Consider the following 13809-nt stretch of genomic DNA (forward strand, 5'->3'; position numbering starts at 1 on the left):
AAATTCCTCCTTTAATTCTCTTGAAATTTTTTAGCATATTGTTCATAATCATTGACAATCATAAAGTAACCTTCTGGATTTCTACGATACTGAAGTTGCGGAATTATTAGTAACCCAATCACCACCACTGCTACGCCAACATAGCCTAGAACTTTCATAATGATTGTAAATAACGGCCAAGCTGTTGCCCAATCGAACATGCCCAAATAACCGCCATATTGAGATAATCCAATCCATGTAGCAAATAAAGCTGAGCCACCTACTTGGATTAAACCTGAAAGGAATGGGAATAAACAAGCAGCTTTTACTCCGCCACGATTATTTGCATAAACAGCTATGACAGCGTTATCAAAAAACAATGGGATAAAACCCGCAATAACGATTGTCGGAGACTTTAATAGAATCAGTAAGCCAATCATTAAAAACTGGCCTAATGCGCCAAAGAGAAACCCAATTGTTACTGCGTTGGGCGAGCCAAATCCGAAAGTCGCTGCTACGTCAATCCCAGGAACAGCGCCTGGTAAAATGGTATTTGAAATCCCTTGGAATGACTGCGTCAACTCGTCGACAAAGGTTCTAACGCCTAATTGTAAGATAGCTAAATAGACAGCAAAATTTAATGAAGTGGTCATGATATAAAAGAAGAAACTCTGCCCTTCTTGCATAAATTTAGCTTGAATTAAATAATCTTGTCCCAAAACAAGCAAGATAATGCCAAAGAAAAAGAGCATCAAAATGGACGTAGCAACCATATTTTCATTAAAAATGGATAGAAATCCTGGTAATTCAATATCTTCCAATTTTTTATCGACCTTCTCTGAACGATGTTTCTTTTGATCACGTTTTTTCAACCATTCTGCTAATTTTGCAAAAATAAATATGCCAAACATTTGTTGATGGGCTACCGCAAAACCAGCACCTTCTGTTAATTCCTGCGTAATCCCTACCGTTAAATTTGAAGCAACTGCCCAATAACACCCAAGAATTAAGCCCATAAAAATTAGTACTTCGATTCTACCTAAGTTAGGAAAACAAAAGAGTAAAATCCAGAAAGCGGTAGCTGCTTGTTGAATCTGAACATTCCCTGTTGTAAAAACGGCTCTCAATTTTGTATATTTTTGAAAACGAACCAACAAAATATTCATAATAAATGCGATCAATAACAAAATCATCACATCACCAAAGGTTCGTCCAAAGGTTTTCATCAATCCAGCATCGACTGCATTTTGCCCGAAATATGGATCGGTAACCATTGCCTGTAAATTAAATCGCTCTTTCAAGCCTACTAGAATAGGGCGAAAATTATTAACCAAACCACCAGAACCAACACTCAAAATAAAATAACCAACTGTCGCTTTCAGAAAACCTGCTAAACATTCATAAAAGGGCCTCCGTAACAAGAGATAACCTAATAACACGATGAAACCAATCAAATATGCTGGCTGTGTTAAAACGTTCGTAGCAAAATAAGTCCAACTATTTAACAAGAACTCCCCCATTGATTTTTCCCCCTATAATTGATATTTCTCCATAACTTCTTTAAAATCCATTGGCGTATTTGTTTCTAACAAGTCAGCAATCACGCCATCCGTCATCAATAAATCCATCAATTGCTGAATATTTTCAAGATGTTCGGCGGGATTTTGGGCTGCCAATGTAAAAAATAATGTTGCTGTTTTTGCTTCTTGATCGCCAGCAAAAGTGACTGCTTGCTTAAATTTTGTAAAAGAAATGGCCGTTCCAAAAACGCCTGCGCTTTCCTCTGATGAATGTGGCATGGCTACTTCAGGAGCAATGATGATATAAGGTCCAAACGTTTCGACACACTGGATAATCTCATCGACGTAACTCTGATCGATGATGTGTTTTTGGAGTAAAATCAAACAACTTTCCTGAATCGCCTCTTGCCAACTAACCGGTTCTTTATCAGGGTAATGAATAAGCTCTTGCTCCCAAAAATAAGTTAACATTGTACATCCAGCCTTTCTTACAAGAATGAAGGAAATGGTGTATCATTTTCTTTAACAAAAACATCATCAAAGCCACGATCAAAGTTAAATTCTAAGTTGTCTTTGTCATCTGGATAAACAAATTTGCCACCCACTTGCCAAATATATGGTTTAAATTGATAATGTAAACGATCTTTTTTAAATTTCCAAATTTCCATGATTTCTTTTGGATCCGCCATAAAATTAGACCAAATATCATAATGAACGGGAATGACTACTTTCGCATTTAAAGATTCGGCCATTCTCAACATATCAACAGAAGTTATTTTATCTGTGATACCGCGAGGATTTTCGCCATATGCTCCTAAGCAAACATCAATTGCATATTGATTACCATGTTTCGCAAACAAGTTAGAATAATGAGAGTCTCCGGCGTGATATACCGTACCACCTGAGGTTTCAAATAGATAATTGACAGCTAGTTCATTCATGTCCTGAGGCATTTTACCTTTAAATGTATTTTCAGGATCATCAGAAGTAATTAGCGCGGTTCGATCAAAAGCTTCCAAGGCCACTACATTCACATCATTCACTTTGATTTCTTGACCAGGTTCTATAACCCGTGTTTTTTCTGCCGGAACACCCCAACGCTGCCATGTTTTCACTACTTCTTTTGGACCAATAAATAGAGCCTTAGGACAATTTTGATGAACAGCAGCAGCTGTGTGAATATCCAAATGGTCTGAATGAATATGTGTGACAACTAAAGCATCAACCTCTTTTATTTCAAAAGGATCAATCACAAAAGGTTGTGTTCTTAAATTAGGTTGCATTTTTTGGCAACCACTCATGCGCATCATTTGATGGCCATTTTTCATTAAGCCGTTCCCGTGCGTTTGTTTTCCTGTTCCACACCATAAATCACATAAAATATTCGTGTTCTCATGCGTTTTCAGCCAAATGCCTGTACAACCAAGCCACCAGAGTGCAACCGTTCCTTGAAGCACATTTGTCTGATTAATTTCTTCGTTTAAATAAGTGCCCCATTCTGGAAATGTCGCCTTCAACCAACTTTCTTTTGTAATTTCATGAATCGATTTGCTCATGCTACCACTCCTCTTCTCAAATGATTGTGTTATGCTTTATAAGAAAATCATAGCCGCAAAAAATCACAATGAAAACCCTTTTATATGATTGTTTGCACTTTTAATGATTCTTTTACGTGTTTTGTTTTCCTATGAGTTATACTATTTCATGGGGGACCGTGTCCAAAAAAATAACTAAAGGAGGTTGTATTACTTGAAAAGTTCATTAGAAACCATTGAAAAAAGGCAACAAAACATTCTCGCGCTGCTGCAAAAAAACAAACAAATGACTACCTATAAATTAGCAGATGCTTTAAATGTTTCCTTAAGCACAATTCGTCGTGATTTAAATGTCTTAGAAACTAAGAATGACATCATTCGAAAATATGGGTATTGTATTTACAACGACCAAAATCAGAAAGACTTTGATCAATCAGGACCGGAGTTATTAAAACAAGCCATTGCTCGTGTTGCTTGTAGCTATCTAAGTGATTATGATACCGTTTTCATCAATTCAAGTTCCACTGCTTTGAATATTCTCCATTATTTAAAGGCCGACCATCTGACCATCGTAACGAATAATTTAAAAATTGCCACCAAGCCTCATGTTTCTCAATACAATTATATTTTGACCGGAGGCGAATTACGTTTTCCCAAAGAAGTTCTGGTAGGAGATATTGCCATTAACACAATCACCGCAACGCATGCCGATGTTTGCGTAATTGGCTGTAGCGGGGTCAGTTTAGAACATGGCGTCACTACAAAAATTTTCAATGAAGCAAAAATTAATGAGCTTATGATAAAACAAACAACAAAAGTAAAAATTCTGGTCGCGGACCATCGAAAAATCGGCTTGACATCTAAATTTAAAATTGCTGATATTACCGCTTTTGATTGTTTGATTACAGACAAACATTGCTCATCAACTTTAATTACAGAACTTCGTAAGACCGGCTTAAAGGTTATCCAAGTCGACTAAAAAAAGAGCGTAGGACAAAAATCCAAAAGAGATTTTTGTCCTACGCTCAAAATCTGATAAATAAAAAAGTAGCACTTATTTCTTAACATTCACTTACTTCGTAAACGTTGCCTTTAATCGTTCCAACGGTTGGTGCTCTTTGTTATAGTACTGAACGAGATATTGTTCAGGTGTACTTTCAATTATGGCATATGTTTTCTCTTGAACTGGTCCACGAGGTAAACGAATACTTCCCGGATTAACAAAGAGAATGTTATTGTGTCGCTCTGCGCCGAGTACATGAGTGTGACCAAATAAGGCAATTGTCGCTCCTGCTTCTTCCGCTTGTAAAGCAAGTGTCGTGAGCCCCATTCTAACATTGGCCAAATGACCATGTGTCATATAAATAACTTGATCACCCACTTTTTTAGTCACAGTTTTGGGAAATTCATCATAAAAATCACAATTTCCTTGGACTACAATTAATTTCTGCCAAAGTTCATCTGTCGGTTCTAATTCAGAATCACCACAGTGAAAGAGTGCATCGACTTGTCCTTCATAATGATTCACTAAGTCAACTAAACAGTCACGGTCGCCATGATTATCGCTTACTACCAAGATTTTCATACGTTTCAACTCCTATTTTTTTAGCCATTCTTCCCATTGTTCTTTTAATTTTGCCACTGCTTGTCCACGATGACTAACTTTATTTTTCTCTTCTCCAGACAATTCAGCTGCCGTTTTACCAAGCTCTGGGACATAGAAAAGTGAATCGTACCCAAAGCCTCCTTCACCACGAGGAATCGTGCCGACTTCTCCGGGCCATTCAGCTTCGACCACCAGACTTTCTTTCTTTGGTTCAGCAAAAACCAATGTACAATGGAAACGCGCTTGTCTTTTTTCTTTTGGCACGCCCGTTAACTCATGCAATAGTTTCGCATTATTTGAAGCATCGTTAGTTGGTTCACCAGCAAAACGAGCAGAATAGATTCCTGGCATTCCCCCTAACGCATCAACAATTAATCCTGAATCATCTGCTAATACTGGTTTCTGTAAAATTTCTGCAATTGTTTCAGCTTTTAGACGAGCATTTTCTTCAAATGTTCGACCAGTTTCTTCTACATCTGGCAAATTCGGATAATCTAATAACGTCTTAACTGTATATCCTTTTTCACCAAAAATTGAACTAAACTCTTTCGCTTTACCAGGATTTCTAGTTGCAATGACAATCACTTTCTCTTCTGAATCTTGCGAAGGGACTTCTTCAGAGGCTAAAGCATAAAGCGCTTCTTTCTGATACGCAATTAATTCCTCAATCCCTGTTTTTCCATAAAAGAGCATGGCATTTAACTCATCTCCTGAGAAGGTAGCTTCTTCACCCGTTCCTTGAATTTCCACAAATTCACCAGACTCGGTCATCACGATGTTCATATCCACTGCAGCATTCGAGTCCTCTGCGTAATCTAAGTCCAGCACACAATAACCATCGGGTAAAATACCCACGCTGACAGCAGCTAAATGCTCTTTAATTGGGTCTTCCGCTAGCGCACCAGTCATCAATAAATGATTGACTGCTAAGCGTAGAGCAACAAAAGCGCCTGTAATACTAGCAGTACGGGTTCCACCATCTGCTTGAATCACATCACAATCGACAACAATGCTCCGTTCCCCTAACTTTTCTAAGTCAACAACAGCTCGCAATGACCGCCCAATCAAACGTTGAATTTCCATTGTTCGCCCTGTTAATTTTCCTTTCGCACTTTCCCGAATATTTCTTGTGTTCGTCGCACGAGGGAGCATGCTATATTCAGCTGCTACCCAACCTGTTCCCGCGCCTCGTAAAAATGGGGGAACCTTTTCTTCGACAGTGGCTGAGCAAATTACTTTGGTATCGCCAAACGAAATAACCACCGAACCTTCTGGATGTTTAAAAACATTGGTTTCAATAGTGATCTTTCGCAATTCTTTTGGTGCACGACTATCATGTCTAATCATTTTCGTTTCCTCCTAAGTGAATCTGTTGTGCTTTTAAGTTCTCTATACCAAGCCAACTGCTTGCAATCTCTTCAAACATTTTTGCAGAACCAGTTGTATAAAATTCATGTGGCTGTGTAGTTGCTTCAGGCGTATGTGCAATGTCAAAATAATCGAGAAGCATGCTAACTTCGCCAACTGTTTCGGCTCCTGAGTCAATTAATGTCACATGACTTCCCATCACATTTTGAATCACCGGACGTAACAACGGGTAATGGGTACAACCTAAAATCAACGTATCAAGTCCTTTTAATTGTAGTGCTTGAAGTGTTTCTGCCACAATTTTTTTTGCTACGGAAGAACGATATTGATTACTTTCAACAATGGGGACAAATTTAGGGCAAGCTAAACTAGTCACCTCAATTGCTGGTGCCTTACTTTTAATGGCGATTTCATAGGAAGCACTTTTGATTGTCCCTAAGGTACCTATGACACCAATTTTGTTATTTTTTGTGACTTTAACGGCTGCTCGTGCGCCAGGTAAAATAACACCGACAACTGGAATTGGCAAGGCAGCTTTAATTTCTTCTAATGCGACAGCCGTCGCGGTATTACATGCGATTACTAGCATTTTTATTCGTTTTTTCAATAAAAAATCGGCCATTTCCCAAGTAAACTGAACGACTTGTTCGGCTGGTCGTGGACCATATGGGCAACGGGCTGTATCTCCTAAATAAATTAATCGTTCATTTGGTAATTGTTTTAGCGCTTCCTTTAAAACAGTTAATCCACCAACGCCAGAATCAATTAATCCAATGGCTTCTTGATTGCTCATTCTCATCCTACCTTTGCCTTTTATTCACTGCCTTTATTTTCTACTTTTTAAGGACTATTGTCAATTTTTCCTGTTTTGCTCTCATTTATTTCTTTTTTTGAAGGAAATCTTTTTCGATTAAAAAACTAGTAATTCATTTTTTTGTATGTTATAATTCCTAACATTGAGAATACAATTAGAAATACATTTGGTTAATTTAATTTAAATAACACGTTTCTCACCGAATCCTCTGTTATCTTTTCTACCAAATGATTGCAAAGGAGACTGCCTATGATTTCTTTAGAACATGTAAATAAGTACTTTGGGGAGCATCACGTTTTAAAAGATATTACTTTGAATGTAGAACAAGGAGAAAAAATTGTCATTATCGGACCCTCTGGCTCTGGCAAAAGTACATTAATTCGGTGTATGAACCAATTGGAAAAAGTCAATGATGGTTCCGTCGTAATTGATAACATTGACATCACCAAACCGAAAGCACCGATTCAAAAGGTTCGCCAGAAAGTTGCCATGGTCTTTCAAAATTTTAACTTATATGCTCACAAAACGATTATTGATAATTTAACGTTAGCACCGATTAAAGTGATGGGCGTTTCCAAAGACGAAGCGGTTCGTACTGGCATGGAGTATTTAGAACGAGTCGGTTTGGCTGATAAAGCTTCTGCTTATCCTTCGCAGCTTTCTGGCGGGCAGCAACAACGGGTCGCTATTGCTCGTGCCTTAAATATGCATCCTGAGATTATCCTTTTTGATGAACCGACTTCGGCACTTGATCCAGAAATGATTCAAGAAGTTTTAGATGTAATGGTCGATCTTTCCAAACAAAATATTACCATGGTTTGTGTCACACATGAGATGGGCTTTGCTCGTCAAGTGGCTGACCGTGTAATCTTTATGGACCAAGGAGAGATTATTGAACAAGGAACACCTGAACATTTCTTTACAAGCACTGAAAACCCTCGTGCAAAAGAATTTCTAAGCAAAATTATTCATAACGGGTAATGAATAAAAAAACAAAAAATTGGAGGAATGAACAATGAAAAAACAAAATAAATGGCTAGCTGGACTCTCCTTACTTGTATTAGCAGGCATCATTGTTGGCTGTGGTAGCGGCAACAATGACTCAACTTCCAAAAGTGCTTCATCAAACAAAACGGTCACAGTAGAACAATTAAAAAAAGCGGGGAAAATTAAAGTAGGTGTCAAAGAAGACATTCCTAATTTTGGCTATATGAATCCTGATACAAATAAAAATGAAGGAATGGAACCAGATATTGCACGCTTAATTGCGAAAGAAATTACCGGCAGCGAAGAGAATGTGGAATTTGTGGGCGTGACAGCGAAAACGCGCGGTCCCCTTTTAGACAATGGTGAACTAGATATGGTAATTGCTACATTTACAATTACTGATGAACGTAAAAAGACTTATAATTTTACAACTCCTTATTATACAGATGAGATTGGTTTCCTTGTGCGCAAAGAGGATAACTTCTCCAGTATGAAAGATTTAGACGGAAAAACAATCGGCGTTGCACAATCTGCTACGACAAAAGAAAACTTAGAGAAAAAAGCGCAAGAGGAAGGAATCAAATTTACTTATCAAGAATTAGGTTCCTATCCAGAATTAAAAACAGCGTTAACTTCTAAACGAATTGATGCATTTTCAGTGGATAAATCAATCCTATCTGGCTATGTGGATGGCAAGACAGAAATTTTAAAAGATGGTTTTTCTCCACAAGAATATGGAATTACCACAAAGAAAGCAAATACTGAATTAAATGATTATCTAAATGGTTTAATTGAAAAATGGGAAAAAGACGGCACACTAGAAAAAATTTATCAAGACTGGGGCTTAAAAAATTAATCATTCCTAAGACTTGAAGAATCAAAAATTTTAGGAGGGATTTTTATGTTTTTGTTAGCCAATATTTCCTGGCTTGAAGAAGGGCCATTTGCCTTATATCGTTGGGAAGCTTTATTTCAAGATTGGCGAATTTTTGGTCAGGCATTTCTCTATACTATTCTGCTTTCTTTAGGAGCGATCTTAGTTGCCTTTGCTTTAGGCATTTTCTTTGGCAGTTTATCAGCGACCAAAAGTAAACTTTTACACGCAATTAGTCGTGTCTATGTAGAATTTTTTCAAAACACACCTTTGTTAATTCAATTTATCGTAGTCTATTATGGTTTTCCTCTGCTAAGCCCGCTGCTTTCATTTTCTATTACTACGATTGCCATTCTGTGTGTAGGCCTCTATCATGGCGCCTACATTTCTGAAGTGGTTCGCTCAGGAATCGGAGCTGTCCCAAGAGGGCAATTTGAAGCGGCTTACTCCCAAGGATTAACGTATGGTCAAACGATGCGGTATGTGATTTTACCACAAGCATGGCGGATTATGTTACCGCCTTTAACCAATCAAGTAGTGAACCTAATTAAAAATACGTCAACAGTTGCTATTATTTCTGGCGCAGACGTAATGTTTGCTGCCAATAGTTGGTCGTCTGTCAACTTGAACTATATTCCCGCCTTTGCGCTCGCTGGTTTCTTATATTTCATTCTTTGCTTCCCATTAGCGAATTTGGCTAGAAAAATGGAAGAAAAAAATAAGAAAGCATATAGTAGATAGGAGGAAAACAGATGCCTTTTTCAGAAGAAATGCGTCAATTACTGACAGCAAATAATTTTCAATTTCTATTTAACGGCTTAAAATTGACGCTCTATATTTCCTTCGTCTCAATTATTTTGAGTACGATTTTTGGCACCATTCTAGCCGTTTTGCGAAATCAAACCCATGGACCACTGAAGTTACTTGCCAGTATTTATGTAGAAGTGGTGCGTAATATTCCAAACTTATTGTGGATTTATGTTATTTTTTTGATTTTCAAAATCAAATCCACACCTGCTGGAATTGTGAGTTTTACTGTGTTTACTACCGCTGCTTTAGCGGAAATTATTCGTGGTGGTTTAAATGGGGTCGATAAAGGCCAAATTGAAGCGGCGCGTTCTCAAGGTTTTTCAAATTGGCAAATTCTTTATCATATTGTTTTGCCTCAAGCCATTCGCAATGTTTTACCAGCGATCGTTTCTCAGTTTGTTACTGTCATCAAGGATACAAGTTTCTTGTATTCCGTAATTGCTTTACAAGAACTCTTTGGCAAATCTTATATCTTAATGGGGCGCTACGCACAAACAGGACAAGTATTCACTATTTACGGAATCGTCGCCCTTATTTATTTCATTATTAACTTTAGTATCTCACAATTTTCACGTTGGCTTTCACGAAATTGGGCGAAAAGTTATTAATGTAGTTAAAAACAGGAGGCTGAGACAAAAGTATTTAGCTCCAAGAAATAAGAAGGAATTTCCGAAAATTGTTCTTTAATTTTTGGATAATTTCGGCTTATTTCCGAAGGAGCTGCTTTTGTTCAGCTGATTATCTTAAGATTTAGAAAGTGGGGCATAAGTCATTTCGACTTATGCCCCACTTTCCTGTTTTTATTTTATCTTACTTCTACTTGATGTTTTTCAATTAGCGCTTTTTCAACTTTTTCCATTGAACGGTTAATTTCTTCATCCACTAATGTCGCTTCTGCATTAACGAAAGTTAAACTATATGCCATTGATTTTTTGCCAGCGCCTAGTTTTTCACCTTGATATACATCAAATAAATGAATCTCTTTCAAATATTTACCTGCGTTATCTGAAATAGTTTTAACTAGTTCTTGATTGGTAACTGTTTCATCGACTAATAAAGCAATATCTCGAGAAACTGCTGGGAATTTAGAAACTGCTTCATAAGTAACCCCGCCTGCTTCTGTGGCTACTAATTGTTGCAAGTTTAATTCAGCAACATATGTTTCTGGAATATCGTACGCTTTCGCTGTCGTTGGGTGAACTTGTCCGACAAAACCAACCACTTCATCTTCTAAATAAATCCATGCTGTCCGGCCTGGATGCATTTCTGGAATCGCCGTTGTCGCTTGATAACTGATTTTTTCTGTTAATCCTAAAACAGCTACAATACTTTCCACTAAGCCTTTTACTGTATAAAAATCAACGGCTGTTGCTTTTGTTTGCCAATCTTTAACCATTGTATTACCAGTTAAAGCAAGTGCTAAGTGATTTTCTTCTGTAGGTAAATTTTTTGTTGGATCTTCTGTTTGGTAGAAAACGCGTCCTACTTCGTAGAAGGCGATATTATTATTTTTACGCGCCACATTGTATGCGACATCATCTAATAAACCAGAAATTAAGTTCATACGTAACACAGAACGCTCTTCACTCATTGGCCATTGCAAACGTGTTGTTTGACTTTCTTTCATCATAAATTGACGGGATTTTTCTTCTGTTGTCAACGCATAGCTGATGGCTTCACTCGTACCATGACCTTCCAGTAAGCTCTTTAATTGGCGCGTAACATGTTGTGCTTTGGTTAGACTTCCAGCAACTGTTTCTCCACTTGGCAATGTTGAAGGTAAATGATCATATCCATAAATGCGCGCCACTTCTTCAATAATATCTGCTTCAATCGCAATATCCCAACGTCTTGGTGGAATCGTAATTTCATAGGCGCCTTGATTTACTTCATAAGCAAAACCGAGTGCTTCAAAAATTTCATTCACCGTTGCTTCATCTAATGCAGTACCTAAATATTGGTTGATTCGTTCTAAAGTCACAGCTACCTGTGCTTCTTTAACGGCCACTTCAGAACCAACTGCAGTGCCTGAGACCACTGTTCCGTTGGCTAACTCTGCAATCATCGCGGCTGCCACATCACAAGCTAGCCCAACTGTCGCTTGGTTGATGCCTTTTTCAAATCTACTTGAAGATTCACTCCGTAAATTGAATTGTTTAGACGTTTTGCGAATAGACAATGGATTGAACAATGCCGCTTCTAAAGCCACAGTTGTTGTTTCTTGACTGATTTCAGAATTAGCTCCACCCATTACACCGGCTAAGCCGACAGGCGTTTTTCCATTCGTAATGACGATATTTTCTTCTGTTAATTGACGTGTTTCACCATCTAATGTAATTAGTTCTTCTGCTGCTGTTGCTCGACGAACCAAGATTTCTTTGCTATCTAATTTTTGGTAGTCAAATGCATGCAACGGTTGACCAAATAATAATAAAATATAATTTGTCACGTCCACCACATTGTTAATCGGACGGATTCCTTCATTCATCAATCGATTTTGCAACCACTGAGGACTTTCTGCAATCGTCACATCTTTAATAACACGAATTTGATACGCTGGCGCATCTTGTGAATCTTCAACAGTTACTGTTACGTAATTTTCCACGTTATCTGAAGCATCTTCTTTGAGTTCGGGATCATTAAACTCAGGCGTTTGACGATAAATTGCGCCAACTTCATAGGCTACCCCTCTCATACTTAATGCATCTGCACGGTTTGGTGTAATTGATAATTCAATAATCGCATCATCCATGTCTAAATAAGGGAAAACAGGTGTCCCATTCACTGCTTCTTGAGGTAAATAATAAATTCCTTCAGCGTAGGCTTTTGGTACGACATTATCTGAATATCCTAGCTCTTCTAACGAACAAATCATTCCGTTAGAGACTTCGCCACGCATTTTACCTTTTTTAATTTTTTGATTTCCTGCAATTCTTGAACCAGGTAACGCTACGATGACTTTAATTCCTGCTTTTACATTTGGTGCTCCACAAACAATTTGTGACAATTCTTCTTCACCGATGTCTACTTGGCAAATTGATAAGTGGTCAGAGTTTGGGTGAGGAACACATTCTTTTACTTCACCGACAACAATTTTCTTTAAGCCTTCTTCAGGTACAGCAACGCCCTCAACTTCGATACCTGTCACAGACATTTTGTCCGCTAATTCTTGCGGAGTAACGTTTGAAAGATTAACATATTCATTTAACCATTTATAAGAAACTAACATTTTTCAACTACTCCTTTACCTTGAATTGATTTAAGAAACGTAAATCATTTTGATAAAAATTACGGATATCATTTACACCATAACGTAACATAGCAACGCGATCTGGTCCTAAGCCAAAGGCAAAGCCTGAGTACTCTGTTGGATCAATCCCTGACATTTGTAACACATCTGGATGAACCATCCCCGCACCTAAAATTTCAATCCAACCTGTATGTTTGCAGACGTTACAACCTGCGCCGCCACATTTAAAACAGCTAACATCTACTTCGACTGAAGGTTCTGTAAAAGGGAAATAGCTAGGACGTAAACGAATTTTACGATCTTCACCAAACATTTTTTTCATCATGACTTCTAACGTCCCTTTTAAATCACCCATTGTGACATTTTTATCGACAACAAGGCCTTCAATCTGATGGAATTGGTGACTATGTGTCGCATCATCTGTATCACGACGGAATACTTTCCCAGGAGAAATCATTCGTAATGCACCTTTTGAAAAATCGTGTTTTTCCATTGTTCGAGCTTGAACTGGTGAAGTATGCGTACGAATTAACATCTCATCTGAAATATAAAACGTATCTTGCATGTCGCGTGCCGGATGATCTTTTGGTAGATTCATGCGTTCGAAATTATAATGATCGGATTCTACTTCGTATCCTTCCACTACTTGATAACCCATGCCTAAGAAAATATCTTCAATCTCTTCCATAACTTGTGTCAAAATATGACGTGTGCCTTGAGGCATTTGTTTTCCAGGTAAAGTTACATCTAAACTTTCTTCTTTTAGTGCCGCATTTAACGCTTCGTTTTCTAAAACAACTTTGCGCGCTTCAATTGCTTCTGTTAATAAATCACGAATTTCATTTGCAAAGCCCCCCACCACTGGTCGTTCTTCTGGTGAAAGGTTTTTCATGCCTCTTAATACTTCGGTGATTGGCCCTTTTTTCCCTAATGTTTCTACGCGAATTTGGTTTAATTCTTTTAAAGTAGCAACTTGTGCGATTTCTTTGAGCGTATTGTCTCTAAGAGCTTCTAATTGCGCTTGTAATGTCATTATGCGTTCCCCTCTATCTTTTATTTAAACTAA

Annotated in this window: 13 protein-coding genes; 5 read left to right on the forward strand and 8 right to left on the reverse strand. The window is 37.8% G+C overall.

The window, feature by feature from the left end; genetic code table 11:
• Positions 1-11 precede the first annotated feature (11 nt).
• From IGK96_RS08780 to ulaG, 3 genes are read right to left on the reverse strand one after another with little or no spacing between them, the layout of a single operon-like run.
• Entirely contained in the window at positions 12-1499 is a 1488-nt protein-coding gene (locus tag IGK96_RS08780) for a PTS ascorbate transporter subunit IIC (protein ID WP_002361608.1), read from the reverse strand.
• Positions 1500-1511: 12 nt separating this feature from the next.
• Positions 1512-1970, reverse strand: coding sequence for a PTS sugar transporter subunit IIA (locus IGK96_RS08785; RefSeq protein ID WP_002358021.1), 459 nt, complete (start codon positions 1968-1970; stop codon positions 1512-1514).
• 17 nt (positions 1971-1987) lie between these two features.
• Positions 1988-3055 (reverse strand): L-ascorbate 6-phosphate lactonase, encoded by a 1068-nt coding sequence (gene ulaG, locus IGK96_RS08790; protein WP_002360582.1) that lies wholly within the window; start codon positions 3053-3055, stop codon positions 1988-1990.
• A 193-nt stretch (positions 3056-3248) separates the two neighbouring features.
• Here ulaG and IGK96_RS08795 point away from each other — a divergent pair, with 193 nt between their 5' ends.
• The gene (locus IGK96_RS08795) at positions 3249-4013 is read left to right on the forward strand and encodes a DeoR/GlpR family DNA-binding transcription regulator (RefSeq protein ID WP_002382117.1); all 765 of its coding nucleotides are present in this window, start codon (positions 3249-3251) and stop codon (positions 4011-4013) included.
• 93 nt (positions 4014-4106) lie between these two features.
• Here the strand turns inward: IGK96_RS08795 and IGK96_RS08800 are convergent, their stop codons facing one another.
• From IGK96_RS08800 to racE, 3 genes are read right to left on the reverse strand one after another with little or no spacing between them, the layout of a single operon-like run.
• A complete protein-coding gene (locus IGK96_RS08800; protein WP_002381991.1) occupies positions 4107-4619 on the reverse strand; it encodes a metallophosphoesterase in 513 nt (170 codons plus the stop codon).
• 12 nt (positions 4620-4631) lie between these two features.
• The gene (rph, locus tag IGK96_RS08805; protein WP_002358026.1) at positions 4632-5987 is read right to left on the reverse strand and encodes a ribonuclease PH; all 1356 of its coding nucleotides are present in this window, start codon (positions 5985-5987) and stop codon (positions 4632-4634) included.
• Positions 5980-6807, reverse strand: a complete 828-nt coding sequence (racE, locus tag IGK96_RS08810; RefSeq protein ID WP_025192670.1) for a glutamate racemase — start codon at positions 6805-6807, stop codon at positions 5980-5982. The genes rph and racE overlap by 8 nt, the downstream gene beginning before the upstream one ends.
• A 264-nt stretch (positions 6808-7071) precedes the next feature.
• Between racE and IGK96_RS08815 the strand changes: the two genes are divergently transcribed.
• Genes IGK96_RS08815 through IGK96_RS08830 form a run of 4 tightly spaced genes read left to right on the forward strand, consistent with a single transcriptional unit; the run spans position 7072 to position 10101 of the window.
• Positions 7072-7803 (forward strand): amino acid ABC transporter ATP-binding protein, encoded by a 732-nt coding sequence (locus IGK96_RS08815; protein WP_033593913.1) that lies wholly within the window; start codon positions 7072-7074, stop codon positions 7801-7803.
• 34 nt (positions 7804-7837) lie between these two features.
• Positions 7838-8665: a transporter substrate-binding domain-containing protein gene (locus IGK96_RS08820; RefSeq protein ID WP_002360586.1), complete on the forward strand. Its 828-nt coding sequence runs from the start codon at positions 7838-7840 to the stop codon at positions 8663-8665.
• A gap of 45 nt (positions 8666-8710) precedes the next feature.
• Positions 8711-9424: an amino acid ABC transporter permease gene (locus IGK96_RS08825; protein ID WP_002363695.1), complete on the forward strand. Its 714-nt coding sequence runs from the start codon at positions 8711-8713 to the stop codon at positions 9422-9424.
• Between the two features lie 11 nt (positions 9425-9435).
• Positions 9436-10101: an amino acid ABC transporter permease gene (locus IGK96_RS08830; RefSeq protein ID WP_002382114.1), complete on the forward strand. Its 666-nt coding sequence runs from the start codon at positions 9436-9438 to the stop codon at positions 10099-10101.
• 197 nt (positions 10102-10298) lie between these two features.
• Here IGK96_RS08830 and pheT read toward each other — a convergent pair whose 3' ends face one another.
• Positions 10299-12722 carry a phenylalanine--tRNA ligase subunit beta gene (pheT, locus tag IGK96_RS08835; RefSeq protein ID WP_010823575.1) on the reverse strand — a complete coding sequence of 808 codons (2424 nt, stop codon included), beginning with the start codon at positions 12720-12722 and terminating at the stop codon, positions 10299-10301.
• Between the two features lie 7 nt (positions 12723-12729).
• Entirely contained in the window at positions 12730-13776 is a 1047-nt protein-coding gene (pheS, locus tag IGK96_RS08840; protein WP_002358034.1) for a phenylalanine--tRNA ligase subunit alpha, read from the reverse strand.
• Positions 13777-13809 lie beyond the last annotated feature (33 nt).

The sequence above is a fragment of the Enterococcus sp. DIV0682 genome (genome assembly GCF_051712685.1).
Lineage (GTDB): Bacteria > Bacillota > Bacilli > Lactobacillales > Enterococcaceae > Enterococcus > Enterococcus faecalis.

Bases quoted from the DNA above. Each gene is read 5' to 3' on its own strand.
- IGK96_RS08830 (WP_002382114.1), top strand. From the start codon at position 9,436: ATGCCTTTTTCAGAAGAAATGCGTCAATTACTGACAGCAAATAATTTT.
- rph (WP_002358026.1), bottom strand. From the start codon at position 5,987: ATGATTAGACATGATAGTCGTGCACCAAAAGAATTGCGAAAGATCACT.
- racE (WP_025192670.1), bottom strand. From the start codon at position 6,807: ATGAGAATGAGCAATCAAGAAGCCATTGGATTAATTGATTCTGGCGTT.
- IGK96_RS08815 (WP_033593913.1), top strand. From the start codon at position 7,072: ATGATTTCTTTAGAACATGTAAATAAGTACTTTGGGGAGCATCACGTT.
- IGK96_RS08780 (WP_002361608.1), bottom strand. From the start codon at position 1,499: ATGGGGGAGTTCTTGTTAAATAGTTGGACTTATTTTGCTACGAACGTT.
- IGK96_RS08785 (WP_002358021.1), bottom strand. From the start codon at position 1,970: ATGTTAACTTATTTTTGGGAGCAAGAGCTTATTCATTACCCTGATAAA.
- ulaG (WP_002360582.1), bottom strand. From the start codon at position 3,055: ATGAGCAAATCGATTCATGAAATTACAAAAGAAAGTTGGTTGAAGGCG.
- pheT (WP_010823575.1), bottom strand. From the start codon at position 12,722: ATGTTAGTTTCTTATAAATGGTTAAATGAATATGTTAATCTTTCAAAC.
- IGK96_RS08820 (WP_002360586.1), top strand. From the start codon at position 7,838: ATGAAAAAACAAAATAAATGGCTAGCTGGACTCTCCTTACTTGTATTA.
- IGK96_RS08825 (WP_002363695.1), top strand. From the start codon at position 8,711: ATGTTTTTGTTAGCCAATATTTCCTGGCTTGAAGAAGGGCCATTTGCC.
- IGK96_RS08800 (WP_002381991.1), bottom strand. From the start codon at position 4,619: ATGAAAATCTTGGTAGTAAGCGATAATCATGGCGACCGTGACTGTTTA.
- pheS (WP_002358034.1), bottom strand. From the start codon at position 13,776: ATGACATTACAAGCGCAATTAGAAGCTCTTAGAGACAATACGCTCAAA.